Here is a 16,468-nt window from a genome sequence, read left to right as displayed (position 1 = left end):
CCACCCGCCGCAGCGCCTGCCCCACCACCAGCCACAGCACATCCACGCCGCGCGCGCCCAGCGCCAGCCGCACCCCCATCTCGTGCGAACGCTGCGCCACCGAGTAGGACATCACGCCGTAGATGCCCACCGCCGCGAGCACCAGCGCCAGCACGCCGAAGGCCCCCAGCAGCACCGCCCGGAAGCGCGGCTGTCCCAAGTCCATCGCCAGCCGCTCCTCCAGCGTGCTCGCGCGCGCCAGCGCCACCGAGGAGTCCACCGCGCGCAGCTCCTCGCGCACCACCGACTCCAACGTCCTCGGGTCCAGGCCTGGCGCCGCCCGCACCGCGAGCTGCCCGTCCGTCGCCGGCTCCTGCGCCATGGGGACGTACGCGGTGGGCTCGTGCCCCGTCTCCACACCCGCGTACGCCACGTCCGCCACCACGCCCACCACCGTCGTCCACAGCGGGTTGCCCTGCTCGTCGTCACCTCCGAAGGAGATGCGGCGGCCAATCGGGTCCTGGTCCGGGAAGACCTCGCGCGCGAAGCGCTCGCTCACCACCGCGACCCGGGGCGCCTTCGCTCCGTCCGCCTCCGTCAGGAGCCGCCCCGCCCGCAGCGGCACGCGCAGCGCCTCCAGGAAGCCCGGCGTGGCGGCGTTGATGAGCGCGTCGGGACGCACGGGCGGGTCCTCGGAGCCCTCCTTCCAGTAGCCCGAGCGCGAGATGGAGCCCCCCGCCGGAAGGCTCTCGCCCACGCCCACGCCAGCGACCTCCGGACGCGCGGACAGCCGCGCCGTCAGCTCCCGGTGGAAGGCCTCCGTCCGCTCCGGCGTGTCATAGCGCCCCTGCGGCAGCGCCAGCCGGGCCACGAAGACGCCCGCCGGGTCCAGGCCCGGGTCGGACTGGTACATCCGCCAGAAGCTCTTGAGCATCAACCCCGCCGCGGTGACGAGCATCAGCGCGAGCGCCACCTCCGCCACCACCAGCACCGCGTGCGTGCGCCCGCGGGACGTCTCCGTCGCTCCGCGCCCCAGCACCGTCGCCGGCGACAGCTGCGTGCGCTGGAGCGCCGGCACCAGCCCCACGCCCACGCCCGTGGTCAGCGTCACCGCCAGCGCGAAGACGAGCACGCGGCCCTGCACCACCACCTCGCCCGAGCGGGGCAGCTTGTCGGCGCCCAGCGCCATCAACACATCAGTGGCCCACAGCGCCAGCAGCACGCCGCCCACCCCGCCCATCAGCGCCAGCAGCACGCTCTCCGTGAGGAGCTGACGCATCAGCCGGCCACGCCCGGCGCCCAGCGCCACGCGGATGCCCAGCTCCCGCTGCCGCGCCGCCGCCCGCGCGAGCTGCAGGTGCGCCACGTTGGCCGCCGCCAGCAGCAGCACCAGGGACACCGCGCCCAGCATCACCCACAGCAGCAGGCTGACGCCCTGGGTGAGGTGCTCGTCGTAGCGGACCACCCGCAACCCCAGGGTGGTGTCGTCCCGCGCGAGCAGCTCCTCGCGCAGGCCCTCCAGCTCGTGCCGGGCCGACTCGAGCGTCGCGCCCTGGGCCAGCCTCGCCGCGACGGCGAAGGAGCGGAAGCCCCGCTGCGTGCGCTCATCCGACGTGGCCGCGCCCGGCAGGCTGTCGAAGGGCACCCAGACCTCGGTGGTGAGGGAGGGCGCGTCGAAGGACGGCGGCATCACCCCAATCACCGTGTAGGGCTGACCGCCCAGCGTCAGCGTGCGGCCCAGCACGCCCGCGCCGCCGCCCTCCTTCAGCCAGCGCGCGTACGAGATGACGGTCAGCGGCGCGGCGCGCTCCTCGGGCGCGAAGGTCCTGCCCAGCATCGGCTTCGTACCGAAGGCCCCGAAGAAGTCCCCCACCACCACCGCGCCGCGCAGCTGCTCGGCGTCACCCTGGCCGGTGAGGTTCATCAGCCGCTGGCCGTACGCGGTCATCGAGCGCAGCTGCGTGGAGCGCCGCGCGACGTCCTCGTAGTTGGGCAGACTGTAGCGCGCCAGGGACTTCCCGGGCCGCGCGTTGGACAGCACCACCAACCGCTCAGGCTCCGGGAACGGCAAGGGGCGCAGCAGCACCGCGTCCACGACGCTGAACAGCGCCGTCGTCACGCCGATGCCCAGCGTCAACACCAGCACCGCCGCCACCGTGAAGACGGGCGACTGGCGCATCGTCCGCAAGGCGTACTTCACGTCCATCGACACGTCGCTCAGCATGGGGTTCCTCGCGAAAGTCTCAGGGCTTCTGGAGCCAGCCGTCGGCGAGCTGGATGATGCGGTGGCCGTAGGCCGCGTTGGCCTCCGAGTGCGTCACCTGGATGATGGTGGTGCCCTGCTGGTTGAGCGTCTGGAACACCTCCATGATGTGCTTCGCCTGCGCCGAGTGGAGGTTGCCCGTGGGCTCGTCCGCCAACAGAATCTTGGGCGCGGCGATGAGCGCGCGGGCGATGCCCACCAGCTGCTGCTGACCGCCGGAGAGCTGCGAGGGGAACAGGTCCTTCTTCCCCACCAGCTGGAAGCGGTCCAGCATGTCGCCCACCAGCGCCTCGCGCTCACCGCGCTTGAGGTTGCGGTAGGACAGCGGCACCTCCAGGTTCTCGGCCACCGTGAGGTTGTCGAGCAGGTGGTACTGCTGGAACACGAAGCCGATGGTGCGCCGTGACAGCTCCCCGCGCTCCTTGGGCTTCATCGCGTGCACGGCCTGACCGTCCAGGACGTACTCACCCTTCCACTCGGCGTCGAGCATGCCCAGCACGGACAACAGCGTGGACTTGCCCGCGCCGGAGGGGCCCATCAGCGTGACGAACTCGCCGGCCTGGATGTCCAGGTCGATGTTGCGCAGCACCCAGGTGCGGCCGCCCGCCAGGGGATAGGACTTCTCGACCTGGCGCAGGCAGATGAGGGGAGAGGACATGGTGCGTGCTTCTTTCGTGCTCACTCGGAGCGAAAGGAGATGATGGGGTCCACGCGTCGTACGCCGCCACGCCGTCCAGGAGCGAGCGCACGAGGTGCGCGGGGGCCCAGCGACAACCCCTGGCGCGGCACCAGCACGTCCGAGCGCGCCGCGCCCAGCCCCTGGCGGACATCCTGAAGAAGGTCTTCCATGGGCGGGGGAGTCCGCGTGGCGAAGGGGACGACGGGCGGTCAGCGGCGCTGCTCGTCCTGCACGATGCGGCCGTCGAAGAGGCTCACCGTGCGCGTGGCGGTGCGCGCGTGCGCGGGGTCGTGCGTCACCATGCAGATGGTGGCGCCCGCCTTGTGCAGCTCGGAGAGCAGCTGCATCACCGCCTCGCCGTTCTTCGAGTCGAGGTTACCGGTGGGCTCGTCCGCCAGCAGGATGAGCGGGTCGCCCGCCACCGCGCGCGCCACGGCGACGCGCTGCTGCTGACCACCGGAGAGCTGCCCCGGCATGTGCCGCGCGCGGTGCGCCATGCCCACCTTCTCCAGCGCCCGCTCCACCCGCTGCTTGCGCTCGGCGGCGGGCATGCCCCGGTACGTCAGCGGCAGCTCCACGTTCTCGAACACCGTCAAATCGCCGATGAGGTTGAAGCTCTGGAAGATGAAGCCGATGTGCCGGTTGCGCACCAGCGCGCGGTCCGTGGCGGACAGGTCCAGCACGCTCTTGCCGTCCAGCAGGTACGTGCCGCGCGTCGTCGTGTCGAGCAACCCCAGCACCGCCAGCAGCGTCGACTTGCCCGAGCCCGACGGGCCGACGATGGCCACCCACTCACCCTGGCGGATGTTGAGGTGGATGTTGGAGAGCGCGTGCGTCTCCACCTCCTCCGTCTCGAACACCTTCGTCAGCCCCTCCAGCGTGATGAGGGCCTTGTTCGGGTCCGCCTTGGGCCCACCCGAAAGCACCGCCGCGTCCTCGGAAGCGGGGGTCTCCACACTGCTCGTCGTCGTCGTCATCGCAATCTCACCCGCTCCACCGCGTCCCACGCGGCCATGTCAGAGAGCACCACCTGGTCACCTTCCGCGAGGCCCTGGAGCACCTCCACGGCATTCACCGAGCCCCGGCCCAGCTGCACCGGCACCCGCACGGCCTCGTCGCTTCCCGGCATCAAACGGAAGAGCGACATCGTCCCGTTGGGCTGCGCGCCCGCCGGGCGCCCCACCGACAGCACGTTGGCCAGCCGCTCCAGCTCCACCGTGCCCTCCACCGTGAGATCCGGCCGCGCGCCCCGGGGAAGCTGGGCCGGCAGGGACACCTCCACCCGCACCGTGCCCTGGCTGGCCGCCGGCGCCACGCGCGCCACCGTGCCCTCGACGACGCCGTTGCGCGTGTCCACCAGCGCCTTCTGGCCCTGGACGATGTCGCGCGCCTGCGTCTCGGCGATTCTCAGCTCCGCCTTGAGCCGCTCGGGCTTCACCACCTTCGCCAGCAGCACGCCCGGCGTCACCCACTGGCCGAGCTCCAACGGCAGCTCCTGCAGCACGCCATCCTCCCCGGCGACCACCTTCATCGAGTCCACCTGGGTACGACGGAAGCGCGCGACCGCTTTCAACCGCTCGACCTGTCCGGCCTGCGCGGCCAGCTGGTCCTTCATGCTCGCGGCGACCACGGTCAGCTTCTTGCGCTCCAAGTCCAGCCGGCGCGTCAGCTCGCCCGCCTTCTCACCCTGCTGCCGGGCCTCGAGCGCGGGGATGAGGTCCTTCTGGGCCAGCGCCGTGTTCGCCGACGCCCGGCGCGCGGCGTCCGAGGACTCCGCGGTGAGCGTCTCCACCGTCGCCTCCTGCGCCAGCCGCTGCGTCTCCAGCGTCATCCGCATCTGGATGTACTCGGCCTCCGCGCTCGCCAGCTGCCGCTCGGCCTCCAGCATCTGCAGCTGCACGTCCGGGTTGGACAGCTCCATCAGGAGCGTGTCCGCCTTCACCTCGGCGCCGGGCCGCACGTGGATGCGCTCCACGCGCCCCGCCGTGTCCGCCGTCAGCCAGCGGATGTACTCGGGCACCAGCGTGCCCGCGCCCTTCACCTGGCGCACCATGGGGCCGCGCTTCACCGTGTCCAACCACACCGAGGCCCGGTCCACCGACGGCGCCGCGGGACGCAGCCGGCCCAGCCCCACCGTGACGAGGATGAGGGCGAGCGCGCCTCCGATGGCGAAGACCCAGGGCTTGCGGCGAGGCTTCTTGGCTTTGGGAATGTCCACGCCAGGCCCTAGAGCGAGCCGCGTGCCAACACCTCCTCGCGCACCAACCCCACAGAATCGTTGGAGGCAGGGCCTTTCTCGCCCCAGGCCGTGCCCGCTTCCGCGAAGTGATGTCCCAGAAGCGAACAACCGCGCGCCCCCGATGCGCGTGGGGTCCGGCCCGGCAAACACTCCCCGTCTCCCGGGTGAGGTCAGCGTCGACTAGAATTACAGACTATGCAGTTAATACCATTCTAGAGCGTCAAAATTGACTCACAGCTTGTTCCCAGACGAAGCCACGGCAGTAGGCTGCGGTGCGAATGACTTCGTCCCTGCTCGAGGCCTTCCTGGACCACGCCCACGGCGCGCCAGCACGGCCGCTGCTCACGTTCGAGCGTGAGTCGACCTCCTACGGAGAGCTGGCCGCCCGCGTCGCGGCGCTCGCCCGGGGACTTCGCCAGCGCGGCCTGCAACCGGGCGAGCGCGTGGCGCTCTTCCTGGAGAACAGCCCGAGCTTCATCGTCGCCTACCTGGGCGTGCAGTACGCGGGGGGCGTGGTGGTGCTGGTGAACACGGCGTATCGCCAGGTGGAGCTGGCCCACATCCTGGCGGACGCGGAGGTGCACACGTGTGTCACCGGCGCGGCGGGCGTGGCGGAGCTGGCGCCGCTGCGCGAGCAGCTGCCCACGCTGCAGTGGCTGGTGACGGTGGAGGCGCCCACGGTGACGCCGCCCGCGTCGCTGGAGGTCATCGACTTCGACACGCTCGTCACCGAGGGCAGCCAGTCCACGCTGGCGCTGGCGCTGCCGCGACCCGAGGACCTGGCGGTGCTGGGCTACACGTCCGGCACCACGGGGCGCTCCAAGGGCGCCATGCTGCTGCACAGGAACCTGCTGGCCAACGTCAAGGCCGTCACCGAGGCGTGGCGGTGGACGGCGGCGGACCGGCTGCTGCACACCCTGCCGTTGTTCCACACGCACGGCTTGATGGTGGGCCTGCACGGCACGCTGTACACGGGCGCGAGCCTGGAGCTGCACCGGCGCTTCGTGGCCACCGACGCGCTGGCGACGTTGCGCGATGACACGTCGCTGACGATGTTCTTTGGTGTGCCCACCATGTATGGACGCTTGCTGGAGGAGTCGCGACGCACGGGCGTGAAGCCCCGGGAGCTGAGGCTCTGGGTCTCCGGCTCGGCGCCCCTGAGCCCCCAGCTGTTCCATGACATCGAGCACGACTTCGGCGCGCGCATCCTCGAGCGCTACGGCATGACGGAAACCATCATGAACACCACCAACCCGTACGACGGCGAGCGCCGTCCCGGCACGGTGGGCTTCCCCTTCCCCGGCCAGGAGGCCCGCGTGGTGGACGTGCGCACCCGCCGCCCGCTGCCCCAGGGCGAGACGGGGGAAATCGAGGTCCGCGGCCCCCACGTCTTCGCCGGCTACTGGCGGCGTCCGGACGCGACGAGCGAGTCGTTCGACTCGGAGGGGTGGTTCCACACCGGGGACCTGGGCGAGCTCGACGCGGACGGCTACCTGCGCATCACCGGGCGGGCGCGCGAGCTCATCATCTGCGGGGGCTTCAACGTGTACCCGCGCGAGGTGGAGGAGGTGCTCGCCACCCACCCGGGCGTGGCCGAGGTGGCGGTGCTGGGCCTGCCGGACGCGGACTACGGCGAGCAGGTGGTCGCCGTGGTGGTGCCCCCGCCGGGCGTGCACGCCCCGGAGGCCCAGGCGCTGGTGGAGTGGTGCAAGGACCGGCTGGCCAGCTTCAAGAAGCCCCGCCGCGTCGTCTTCATGGACTCCCTGCCGCGAAACGCGCTGGGCAAGGTGCAGAAACACCTGCTGCGAGCGCGCCTGCGGTGAGCCACCTCGAGCGCAATATTCCGAACACACCTCACGCAAATGCGTGGCTTGCGCCGGACTTTCCCCTAGCTTTGCGCCCAGGGGCGCGCGGGTGGAATGACGTCTGGCGAGATGCGGCCCATGAGCGCGCCGAGGGCGCCTGGCGAAGGGAGGGAGGGCTTCGATGAAGCGGCTGCTCATCGTCGATGACGAGCTGGCCATCGTCGAGGCGCTCCAGGACATCCTCTCCGTGGAGGGCTACGGCATCCTCACCGCCTTCAACGGCGCGGAGGGGCTCCAGCGGATGGCGGACATCAAGCCGGACCTGGTGCTGCTGGACCTGATGATGCCGGTGATGGACGGGCGGGAGATGCTGCGCCGCATGCGCGACGACCCCGCCCTGAAGTCCATCCCCGTCGTCGTCATGAGCGCCGGGCGCATCTCCGACGAGGAGCGGCGCTCCAGCGCGAGGTTCCTGGCCAAGCCCTTCGAGCTGGACCTGCTGCTGGACACCATCAGCGAGCTCTTGGGCGGCCCCAACGGGCCCGTGCCCGGGAGCGGCGAGGGCTCCCAGGGCTGAGGCCCTCGAGCGTGACGCCGCTCAGCCCGGCGTCGCGCGGAAGAGCGTGTCCCGGTAGTACTGGAGCTCGTTGATGCTCGAGCGCAGGTCCGCGAGCGCGGTGTGCCCGGAGGGCGGCTTGCGCGGCTCGACGAGGTTCGGGTACCAGGCGCGCGTGAGGACCTTGAGGCTCGTGACGTCCACCATGCGGTAGTGCAGGTAGCGCTCGAGCAGCGGCATGTACTGGAACAGGAAGCGGCGGTCGGTGTGGATGGAGTTGCCGGCCAGCACGCCCTCGCCCAGCGGGCAGTGCTCGGCCACCAGCGCCGTCACCTCGCGCTCGGCCACGCGCAGCGAGGTGCTGGAGGCGCGCACCTTCTCCAGGAGGCCGTTGCGCGTGTGCATCTCGCGCACGACGGGCTCCATGCGCAGCAGCACCTCCTCCGGCTGCCAGATGACCCGCTCGATTTCCGCGAGCGGGCGCAGGTCGGGGCCAGTGATGATGACGCCAATCTCGATGATGGCGCAGGACTCGGGGTCCAACCCGGTCATCTCCAGGTCCAACCAGACGAAGCGTGGTTCACGCGAGGGCATGCACCCGCCTATAGCAGCCCGCGCGTCCGGGCGGTGCGCCAAAGCTTGGCTCCGGCGCGAGCCCCCGACGGTCCACGGCCCGTCCGCGCGCCTTCGCACCGCGAGTCCCCTGGACGTCGTCACTCGCGCGCGGCGAACCCCGGGGCGTCCAGGTGGCGGGAGAACCAGTCGGCCGCGCGGCGCGCCACGTCCCCCAGCGCGCCAGGCTCCTCGAACAGGTGCGTGGCGCCGGGGATGACGACCAGGGACTTGGCGCAGAGCAGCTCGTCGAACGCCTCCTGGTTCAGCTCGAGCACGTCCACGTCCAGGCTCCCCACCAAGAGGAGCGTGGGCGCGCGCACCCGCCCGAGCGCGGGCCCGGCCAGCTCGGGCCTGCCGCCGCGCGACACCACCGCCTGGACGTCCCCGGGATGCAGTGCCGCCGCCAGCAGCGCCGCCGCCGCGCCCGTGCTGGAGCCGAAGTAGCCCAGGCCCAGCCCCGCGAGCTCCGGCTGCGCGCGCGCCCAGCGCGTCACCGCGATGAGCCGCCGCGCGAGGAACGGGATGTCGAAGCGCAGCTCGCCGGTGCCCAGGTCCATCGCCTCCTCGTCCTCGGCGAGCAGATCGACCAGCAGCGTGCCCAGCCCCGCCTCGCGCAGGCCGCGCGCGACGGCGATGTTGCGCGGGCTGAACCGGCTGCTTCCACTGCCGTGCGCGAAGACCACCAGCCCGCGCGCGCCGGGCGGAACCCCCAGGCTGCCTCCCAGCTCCGCGTGGCCGGAGCGGACCTTCACCTCGCGAACGTCCACGTCCAGGCTGACCTCGGTCGTCATCGCGGCGGACCTCTTGGATTGCGGGGGGACTCCAGAACGCGTCACGACTCACATCCAGGAGCCGCCCGGGTCCGCGGACTCCAGCACCGAGCGCGAGCGCCACGGCGGCTGGCGCGAGCGCTCCACCAGGCTCTGCAGCTCCACGTCCGGGAACGCGCGGAAGTCGTCGTACGCCTCGGACACGGTGCGCAGGCCCGGCTCCGTCTCCACGCACGACACCTGGTCCGCCTCCGCGCGCACCACCTCCAGCCCTCGCGGCGACGCCACGGGCGTGGCCATCACCAGGCGCGCCGGGTGCAACTGTCGCAAGGCGACGAGCGCGGCGGCGGCCGTGGCGCCCGTCAGCACGCCGTCATCCACCAGGAGCACCGTGCAGCCCCCCAGCTCCGGTTGGGCCCGCCCGCGCAGGCGCCGCACCTGCGCCTCCACCTCGGACGCCTCGTCGGACACCAGCGCGTCGACCTCCGCGCGGGGCATGGGCAGAAGGCGCAGGGAATCCGAGAGCAGGAACCGGGCGCCGTTCTCGGAGACCGCGCCCAGCGTCATCACCCGGCCGGGGATGCTCAGCCTGCGCGAGACCCAGATGTCCAGGGGGACCTCCAACGCGCGGGCCACCTCGTACGCCACCCGGACGCCGCCCCGGGCCAGCCCCAACACGCGCACGTTGGAGCCCCGGTAGGGCAAGAGCGTGGCCGCCAGCCTGCGTCCGGCATCGGCCCTGTCGCGAAAGCGCATGCGTCATCCTCCTTGCTCCCAAGGAAAAGCACGGCCCGGCCTGCTTGCGCCGGAGGGGCGGCCCACGGCCCGCCTGGAGGCATGTGCCCGGGGCGGACGGCGGGGGCCCGCGCTCCGGGGCACCGGGCGCGCTAGGGTGCGGCCCATGGACCCCATCCTCCTCACCGGCACCGCCAGTCCGCACCTCGGACGGGAGCTCGCCCTGGCCCTGGGCGTGCCCCTCGCCGACTGTCACTTCGAGCGCTTCCCGGATGGAGAGATGCACCTGGAGGTGCCCGCCTCGGTGCGGGGCCGCACGGTGGTGCTGGTGCAGTCGCTGACGCCGCCCGCGGGGGAGCACCTGCTGGAGCTGCTCCTGATGGCGGACGCGTGCTGGCGGGCCGGGGCGGCGCGGCTGGAGGCGGTGGTGCCCTACCTGGGCTACGCGCGGCAGGACCGGCGCGCCCGGCCCGGCGAGCCCCTGGGGGGCCGGCTGGTGGCGGACATGCTGTCCCAGGGCCGCTTCGCGCGGGTGCTGGTGGTGGACCTGCACAGCCCCGCGCTGGAGGGGTGCTTCGACTCGCCCCTGGAGCACCTCACCGCGCTGCCGCTGCTCGCGGACGCGCTCTTGCCCAGGGTGAGCGACACGTCCGTGGTGGTGGCGCCAGACCTGGGCGCGGTGAAGCGCGCGGAGGCGCTGGCGCGGCTGCTCGGGCGTCCCTGGGCGGTGATTCACAAGGTGCGCTTGAGCGGGGACCAGGTGCACGCCAGCGGCCTCATGGGCGAGGTGCGGGGCAAGCGCCCCATCCTGGTCGACGACATGGTGTCCACCGGCGGCACGCTGGTGGCGGCGGCGGGCACGCTGCGCGACGCGGGCTGCGCGGACGACCTCACGGTGGTGACGACGCACGCGCTGCTCGTGGGCCCGGCGGTGGAGCGCCTGCGCACGCTGCCCCTGGGGCAGCTGGTCTCCACCGACAGCGTGGAGCCGCGCTCGGGGCTGCCCTTCGAGCACAGGGTGGTGACGCTCGCGCCGCTGGTGGCCCGCGCGCTGCGGCCCTGAGCCGCTTCGCGTAGGGAGACGGAGCACACGCGGGGCGGGCCGCAAGTTCCGCCCGCGCGCCGGCGCGAGTCGGTCTAGGCTCCGGCGCCATGTCCGACACGTTGCTGACGAAGCGGGAAGCGGGGGTCCTCACCCTCACCTTCAACCGACCCGAGAAGAAGAACGCCTTCACGCATGCGATGTACGAGGCGGCCACCGCCGCGCTCCAGCAGGCGGCGACGGACGACGAGGTCCGCGCGGTGCTGCTCATCGGCGCCGGCACCGTCTTCACCGCGGGCAACGACATCGGCGACTTCATGGAGCACCCGCCCGCGGGCGAGGACAGCGCCGTGTTCCTCTTCCTCAAGGCCCTGGTGGACGCGCCCAAGCCCGTGCTCGCGGCGGTGGACGGCCCGGCGGTGGGCATCGGCACCACCATGCTGCTGCACTGTGACTACGTCATCGCCACCGAGCGCGCCCGCTTCCACATGCCCTTCGTGCAGCTGGGCCTGTGCGCCGAGGGCGCCAGCAGCCTGCTGTTGCCGCGCATGGCCGGCTACGCGCTGGCCAGCGAGCTGCTCCTGTTCGGCGAGCCCTTCGACGCGGCCACCGCCCTGCGCGCCGGCATCATCAACAAGGTCGTCCCCGACGCGAGCCTCCACGAGGTCGCCACCGAGCGCGCCCGCACCCTGGCTTCCCGCCCCGCCGAGGCCGTGCGCGTGACGAAGGAGCTGATTCGCGGCCCGCTGCGCGAGCAGACCCACGCCACGCTCGCGCGCGAGGGCGCGAAGTTCATCGAGCGCCTGGGCTCCACGGAGGCCCAGGAGGCCTTCATGGCGTTCATGTCGCGCGGCCGGAAGTAGTCGGCCCGCCCGCGACGACAGGCCCCGCGCGCGACGTCGCGGGGCCTGCCCGCCCGGAAGGCCGCGAAGGCCCTCCGGGCTTGCGTGACGCCGAGCTCAGCGCGTCTTCTGCAGCTTCGGCTGGGGGTGGGTGACACGGCCGTCGAGGAACGACTCGACGCTCTGGGCCTGCGCGGCCTTCAGCGCCACGCACTGGTCCACCGACTCCAGCACCTGCGCCAGCGTGCGAGGCCCACCCGGGGCCTTCTCGGCGCGCGGCGTGAAGAAGTCCGCCAGCGCCTTGCGCTGCTCCTCACCGCAGAACGCGCGGCCCACGAAGGACAGCCGCCCCGCCGCGTCCTGCGGCAGGAGCGCGTCCGGCGAGTCGCCCACGAGCTTGTCGTAGTTCTTCGTCACGAAGTCGAACGCCACGCCCTGCGTCTTCACGTGCTGCGAGGCCGCGAACGCCATCCACACCGTCTCGCGCGGGTCCATCCCCTTCTCGAAGACGAGCCCCAGGTTCTGCTTCACCAGCTCCGGGTCCGTGAAGCCGCTCAGCGCGAAGATCATCTCCCCGCGCCGCGAGCGGTCCTTCTCCGCGCGCACCGCCGTCAGCAGCTTCTGCTGGAAGGCCGCGTCCCCGTGCGCCGCGGCGATGGAGAGCACCGCGTCCACCATCTCCGGGTCCACCGCCGCGGGGTTGGTGAGCCACTTGTCCGCGAGCCCCTTCGCCTCCGCCACCAGCTTCGGGTCCGCGCCGTCGCGGCCCGCGAGGCGAATCACGCGGGGACGCAACAGCCGCGTGTCCTCGCTCTCGCCCTTGCGCGGCACGAAGCCCAGCTCCCGGGCCCGGGGGCCATAGGTCTCACGCAGGAAGCGCGCCCGGTCCGCCTGACGGCTCTCCGGCAAGAGCCTCATGCTCACCAGGTCCAGCACCTCCATGGTGCTCTCGACGATGGCCCGGTCCGGGTCGTGCGCCGAGCGCTCCGCCAGGGCCAGCGCCTCCGAGGCCGGCAGCGCCCCGGCCAGCGCCAGCGCCCGCACGTCGCCCAGCAGCGCCACCCGCTCCGCGCGCGACAGCTTCGCCATGCCCGCCTTGGTCAGCTTCTTCGCCGCCTCGCCCGCAAGCTGGATGCGGAAGAACCCCGCGCCCTCCGCGTTGGGGAACACCCAGGCCGGGCACGTCTTCGCCTCCGTCAGGGCCACCTCGGCGCGCTCGCCCTCCAGCACCGTGCACGCCTTCGCGTCCTTGTTGTTGCCCACCGCGTACTTCACGCACACGGGCACCTTCCACGTCTGCGGCCCCGGCGCCTTCGAGCCCAGGCGCAGGTAGCGCTGCTGGGTGAGCACCACCTTGGGCTGGCCCGCGCCACACTCGAGCGTCGCCGTCACCAGCGGCGCGCCGCCCTGGTCCAGGAACGTGCTCAAGACGCCCGTGACGTCCTGCCCGGCCTCCGCAGACAGCGCATCCAGGAAGTCCTTCGCCGTGGCGTTGGCGTGCGCGTGCTTCTTCATGTAGCGCTGGATGCCCTTGCGGAACACCTCGCGCCCCAGCCACTCCTCCGTCATGGTCAGCACCGCGGAGCCCTTGCCGTAGGTGATGCCGTCGAAGGCGTTGTGGATGTCATTGGCGCTGTCGATGGGCTGGCGGATGCGGCGCGCGGACAAGAGGCTGTCGGAGTCCAGCGAGCGGCTGCGGTCCTGCACGCGCTCCACCGGCGCGTCCCACGTCGGCTGCCAGGACTCGACGATGCGCGGCGTCACCCAGGACGCGAAGGACTCGTTGAGCCACAGGTCGTCCCACCACGCCAGGGTGACGAGGTTGCCGAACCACTGGTGCCCCAGCTCGTGCACCTGCGTCTCCGAGAAGGCGCGCTGGCGGCTGATGGAGTCCTCCTCCGGCTTGGACAGCATGAGCCGCGAGTTGAACGTCACCAGGCCCGGGTGCTCCATGGCGCCGCCGAGCAGCGGCACCGCGATGACGTCCAGCTTCTCGTACGCGTAGGGGATGCCGAAGTACGCCTCCAGCGCGGCGAGGATTTCGGGCGTCACCTTGGCGGCGTACGTGCCCTCCACGGTGCGGCCGCGCGGGGTGATGATGCGCGTCTTCACCTTCTTCTGTCCGGAGTCGGCCGCCTCCAGGAAGTCGAACGGGCCCACGCCGAAGGCGATGAGGTAGCTGGGCAACGGCTGCGTGCGGCCGAAGCGGTAGGTGCGGCCGCCGTCGGGGCGGGCCTCCTCGCCCAGCTGCGGCGTGTTGGTGACGGCCACGTTGCCCGCGGGCACGTGGAAGGTGAACTGCCAGGGCACCTTGAACTCGGGCTCGTCGAAGCACGGGAACACGCGGCGCGCGTCGATGGGCTCGAACTGGGTGAAGACATACCAGTCACCGCCCTCGTTCACGCGGAAGGCGCCGTCCGTCTCCTTCTCGGAGGCGACGCCCTCGTAGACGATGCGCAGCTTCGCGGTGCCCAGCGTCAGCGGCTCCTTCACGGAGAAGCCCAGGAAGTCCCCCGCCTCGCTCTTGTGCACGGTCGCCTCGCGCGGCGTGCCTCCCTGCGTCAGCGTGGCCTGCTTCACGGTGAGGTTCTTGCCGTGCAGCCACACGACGGTGGTGGGCTTCGACACGTCGAGGCCGATCTCCGCCACGCCCTGGAAGGCGGAGGCCTTCGGGTCCAGGGTGAGCTCCACGGCGTAGCCCTTGGGACGCACGTCCTTGGGCAGGCGCAGCGTGGGCGGCGTGGGGGCCGCGGTGGAGGGAGCCTCGGCGGCGGTCGCCACGGGCTCGGTGGCCGGCGGAGTCTGCCGGGCACCGCATGCGGACAACAGGGCAACGGTGGCCAGCGCCACCGGACGGAGCAGGTTGGGCATGGCGCGCAGTGTGTCTCATGCCGAGCAGCCAGGGTAGCGCCGAGCGCGAGTGTGTCCTTGCCGGAAACTTCACTTCGGGGTGGAGTGCCCGCGTGTCCGCCTCCGCTCCCATTTCCGACCACGCCGTCCCGGTAACGAACGCCCAGAAGCAGCCCGCGGAGCACCTGCGCCGCATCGTCGGCACACCGCCCGGCGCGCTGGTGAAGTTCCTGACGCGCTTCGTCTTCGCCTTCGTCACCTGGCTGTCGCCCACGTCACGTGACGCGCTCGCACGCTTCGTCGGCAACCTGGCGTACACGCTGGGCATCCGTCGCCGCGTGGCGCTCGACAACCTGGCGCACGCGATGCCGGAGAAGACCGACGCGGAGCGCCGCGACATCGCGCGGGGCGCGTACATCAACATGTCGCGCGTGGTGCTGGAGTCAATTCCCGCGGGGGACCGGCTGCCCGCGGACTGGGGCGAGCAGGGCGTGGTGGGGCAGGAGGCGTGGGACGCGCTGCGCGCGCGGGTGGCCACGGGCAAGGGCGCGTTGATGGTGACCGCGCACTTCGGCAACTGGGAGCTGCTCGGCGACATGCTGATTCGCTGGGGCGTTCCCCTGGATGCGCTGGTGCGTCCGCTCAAGGGCGCGCTCAACACGCGCATCGCGGAGAACCGGCTGGGCTGCGGAGCGGGGCTCATCTATCCGCGCGGCGCCATCCAGGAGATTTCGGACGCGGTGGAGCGCGGCGAGTCGCCCTACATGTTGCTGGACCAGGCGCTGCCGGCGAAGGCGGCGGTGTTCGTGCCGTTCTTCGGTCGGCTCGCGTCCACCACGCCCGCGTGCGCGGTGGCCGCGCAGCGCACGGGCGCGCCGGTGTTCGTGGTGATGGGCGTGCGCAGCGGCAAGGGCGCGCGCTTCCGGCTGGAGGTGGAGGGCCCCATCCCGGCGCCCGCGCCCGGTGAGTGCGCGGACCCGGTGACGGAGCACACCGCGCGCATCACCGCCGCGCTGGAGCGCTGCATCCGCAAGTACCCCGACCAGTGGATGTGGCTGCACCGCCGCTGGAAGGTGCAGCCGCCCGCGGCGACGGACGCGAAGCGCTGACGCGCGCGCGCTCAGCCGCCCCCCATCGCGCGGCCACATGATGCCGCGGCGCGAACCCCGGGCGGCGCCTGGCGCCCGCTGTGACGGGCCAGCAGCGCTGGCCGGGCCCTACTCCACCACCACGCGCCGCAGGTGCGCGCCCAGGCGCGTGACGACCTCGTAGTGGATGGTCTGCGCCCAGCCCGCGAGCGCCTCCGCGGTGATGGACTCCTCGCCGTCGCGCCCCAGCAGCGTCGCCGTCACGGGGCGCTCGTCCGGCGTCGCCCGCGTCACGTCCACGATGAGGTGGTTCATCATCACGCGCCCCAGCACCGCGCACCGCCGCCCGTTCACCAGCACGTGCGCCTTGCCCGACGCCAGCCTCGGGTAGCCGTCGTAGTACCCCACCGGCAATACGGCGATGCGCGTGGGCTCCGACGTCCGGTACGTGCAGCCATAGCCCACGTACGCATTCGCCGGCAGCCACTTCACCACCTGGCTTCCGCACCGCCACGACAACACCGGCCGCAAGGACGGCACCTCGCCCAGCACCAGCCGCGCCGACAGCCGCGTCTCCGCCGACGGCCACAGCCCGTACAACGAAATCCCCACCCGCCGCGCCTCGTAGCGCGCCCGGGGCAGCACCAGCGTCGCGGCGCTCGCGGCGATGTGCCGCTGCAACACCCGCTCGGTCCCCAGCTGCGCCGACAGCAGCCCCAGCCCCGTCTCGAACGCGTCCACCTGCGCCAGCGCGTACCCCTGCTCCGTCACGTCCTCCGTGTTGGCGAAGTGGCTCAGCCCGCCCACCACCTCCAGCACGTCGCGCGCGTCCACGAGGAAGCGCGTCTCCCCGGGCAGCTGCTCCAACGTGAAGCCCTCGCGCCCCAGGCCCGTGTCGATGTGGACGTGGACCCGCAGCGGCCGGGCCAGCCTCGCCGCGCGCAACACCGGCACCGCGGCCTCCCAGCCACGGTCGGCCACCACCACCTCCACGCCCTCCCGCGC

At 72.2% G+C, this 16,468-nt stretch carries 15 protein-coding genes; 5 read left to right on the top strand and 10 right to left on the bottom strand.

Going from position 1 to position 16,468, the window contains the following annotated elements:
• The 5 genes from FL311_RS30355 to FL311_RS30335 form a co-directional block, all read right to left on the bottom strand.
• A partial coding sequence (locus FL311_RS30355) for an ABC transporter permease (RefSeq protein ID WP_141330570.1) occupies positions 1–2,203 on the bottom strand: 2,203 nt, incomplete at its 3' end.
• A gap of 19 nt (positions 2,204–2,222) precedes the next feature.
• Positions 2,223–2,900 carry an ABC transporter ATP-binding protein gene (locus tag FL311_RS30350; protein ID WP_141330568.1) on the bottom strand — a complete coding sequence of 226 codons (678 nt, stop codon included), beginning with the start codon at positions 2,898–2,900 and terminating at the stop codon, positions 2,223–2,225.
• Positions 2,901–2,920: 20 nt separating this feature from the next.
• Entirely contained in the window at positions 2,921–3,091 is a 171-nt protein-coding gene (locus tag FL311_RS30345) for a hypothetical protein (RefSeq protein ID WP_153882709.1), read from the bottom strand.
• A 39-nt stretch (positions 3,092–3,130) separates the two neighbouring features.
• Positions 3,131–3,898 carry an ABC transporter ATP-binding protein gene (locus FL311_RS30340; RefSeq protein ID WP_046716927.1) on the bottom strand — a complete coding sequence of 256 codons (768 nt, stop codon included), beginning with the start codon at positions 3,896–3,898 and terminating at the stop codon, positions 3,131–3,133.
• Positions 3,895–5,139, bottom strand: a complete 1,245-nt coding sequence (locus FL311_RS30335) for an efflux RND transporter periplasmic adaptor subunit (RefSeq protein ID WP_141330566.1) — start codon at positions 5,137–5,139, stop codon at positions 3,895–3,897. Before FL311_RS30335 ends, FL311_RS30340 begins: the two co-directional genes overlap by 4 nt.
• Positions 5,140–5,438: 299 nt before the next feature.
• Between FL311_RS30335 and FL311_RS30330 the strand changes: the two genes are divergently transcribed.
• A complete protein-coding gene (locus FL311_RS30330) occupies positions 5,439–6,983 on the top strand; it encodes an AMP-binding protein (protein ID WP_141330564.1) in 1,545 nt (514 codons plus the stop codon).
• 163 nt (positions 6,984–7,146) lie between these two features.
• Positions 7,147–7,542 (top strand): response regulator, encoded by a 396-nt coding sequence (locus tag FL311_RS30325; RefSeq protein ID WP_141330562.1) that lies wholly within the window; start codon positions 7,147–7,149, stop codon positions 7,540–7,542.
• 21 nt (positions 7,543–7,563) lie between these two features.
• Here FL311_RS30325 and orn read toward each other — a convergent pair whose 3' ends face one another.
• The 3 genes from orn to FL311_RS30310 form a co-directional block, all read right to left on the bottom strand.
• Positions 7,564–8,115, bottom strand: coding sequence for an oligoribonuclease (orn, locus tag FL311_RS30320; protein WP_046716931.1), 552 nt, complete (start codon positions 8,113–8,115; stop codon positions 7,564–7,566).
• 119 nt (positions 8,116–8,234) lie between these two features.
• Positions 8,235–8,927, bottom strand: coding sequence for a dienelactone hydrolase family protein (locus tag FL311_RS30315; RefSeq protein WP_141330560.1), 693 nt, complete (start codon positions 8,925–8,927; stop codon positions 8,235–8,237).
• A 48-nt stretch (positions 8,928–8,975) separates the two neighbouring features.
• Complete coding sequence (locus FL311_RS30310; RefSeq protein ID WP_141330558.1) at positions 8,976–9,662, bottom strand: phosphoribosyltransferase; 687 nt, start codon at positions 9,660–9,662, stop codon at positions 8,976–8,978.
• Between the two features lie 136 nt (positions 9,663–9,798).
• Here FL311_RS30310 and FL311_RS30305 point away from each other — a divergent pair, with 136 nt between their 5' ends.
• Together FL311_RS30305 and FL311_RS30300 are read left to right on the top strand one after the other, a co-directional pair.
• A complete protein-coding gene (locus FL311_RS30305) occupies positions 9,799–10,704 on the top strand; it encodes a ribose-phosphate pyrophosphokinase (RefSeq protein WP_141330556.1) in 906 nt (301 codons plus the stop codon).
• Between the two features lie 89 nt (positions 10,705–10,793).
• Positions 10,794–11,546: an enoyl-CoA hydratase gene (locus FL311_RS30300; RefSeq protein ID WP_141330554.1), complete on the top strand. Its 753-nt coding sequence runs from the start codon at positions 10,794–10,796 to the stop codon at positions 11,544–11,546.
• 96 nt (positions 11,547–11,642) lie between these two features.
• On the opposite strand, the gene FL311_RS30295 is transcribed toward FL311_RS30300, so the two are convergent.
• Positions 11,643–14,396, bottom strand: coding sequence for a M1 family metallopeptidase (locus FL311_RS30295; protein WP_141330552.1), 2,754 nt, complete (start codon positions 14,394–14,396; stop codon positions 11,643–11,645).
• Positions 14,397–14,488: 92 nt separating this feature from the next.
• Here FL311_RS30295 and FL311_RS30290 point away from each other — a divergent pair, with 92 nt between their 5' ends.
• Complete coding sequence (locus tag FL311_RS30290) at positions 14,489–15,484, top strand: lysophospholipid acyltransferase family protein (protein ID WP_228557179.1); 996 nt, start codon at positions 14,489–14,491, stop codon at positions 15,482–15,484.
• Positions 15,485–15,592: 108 nt separating this feature from the next.
• On the opposite strand, the gene alr is transcribed toward FL311_RS30290, so the two are convergent.
• A partial coding sequence (gene alr / locus FL311_RS30285; RefSeq protein WP_141330548.1) for an alanine racemase occupies positions 15,593–16,468 on the bottom strand: 876 nt, incomplete at its 5' end.

The organism is Myxococcus sp. AB025B (assembly GCF_006518215.1).
Classification (GTDB): Bacteria; Myxococcota; Myxococcia; order Myxococcales; family Myxococcaceae; genus Myxococcus; species Myxococcus fulvus.
This window is presented reverse-complemented; position numbering and strand designations above follow the sequence as displayed.

What these genes read in the sequence shown, in the direction of transcription:
- FL311_RS30350 (WP_141330568.1), bottom strand. Translation starts at nt 2,900, where the DNA reads ATGTCCTCTCCCCTCATCTGCCTGCGCCAGGTCGAGAAGTCCTATCCC.
- FL311_RS30345 (WP_153882709.1), bottom strand. Translation starts at nt 3,091, where the DNA reads ATGGAAGACCTTCTTCAGGATGTCCGCCAGGGGCTGGGCGCGGCGCGC.
- FL311_RS30340 (WP_046716927.1), bottom strand. Translation starts at nt 3,898, where the DNA reads ATGACGACGACGACGAGCAGTGTGGAGACCCCCGCTTCCGAGGACGCG.
- FL311_RS30330 (WP_141330564.1), top strand. Translation starts at nt 5,439, where the DNA reads ATGACTTCGTCCCTGCTCGAGGCCTTCCTGGACCACGCCCACGGCGCG.
- FL311_RS30325 (WP_141330562.1), top strand. Translation starts at nt 7,147, where the DNA reads ATGAAGCGGCTGCTCATCGTCGATGACGAGCTGGCCATCGTCGAGGCG.
- orn (WP_046716931.1), bottom strand. Translation starts at nt 8,115, where the DNA reads ATGCCCTCGCGTGAACCACGCTTCGTCTGGTTGGACCTGGAGATGACC.
- FL311_RS30315 (WP_141330560.1), bottom strand. Translation starts at nt 8,927, where the DNA reads ATGACGACCGAGGTCAGCCTGGACGTGGACGTTCGCGAGGTGAAGGTC.
- FL311_RS30310 (WP_141330558.1), bottom strand. Translation starts at nt 9,662, where the DNA reads ATGCGCTTTCGCGACAGGGCCGATGCCGGACGCAGGCTGGCGGCCACG.
- FL311_RS30300 (WP_141330554.1), top strand. Translation starts at nt 10,794, where the DNA reads ATGTCCGACACGTTGCTGACGAAGCGGGAAGCGGGGGTCCTCACCCTC.
- FL311_RS30295 (WP_141330552.1), bottom strand. Translation starts at nt 14,396, where the DNA reads ATGCCCAACCTGCTCCGTCCGGTGGCGCTGGCCACCGTTGCCCTGTTG.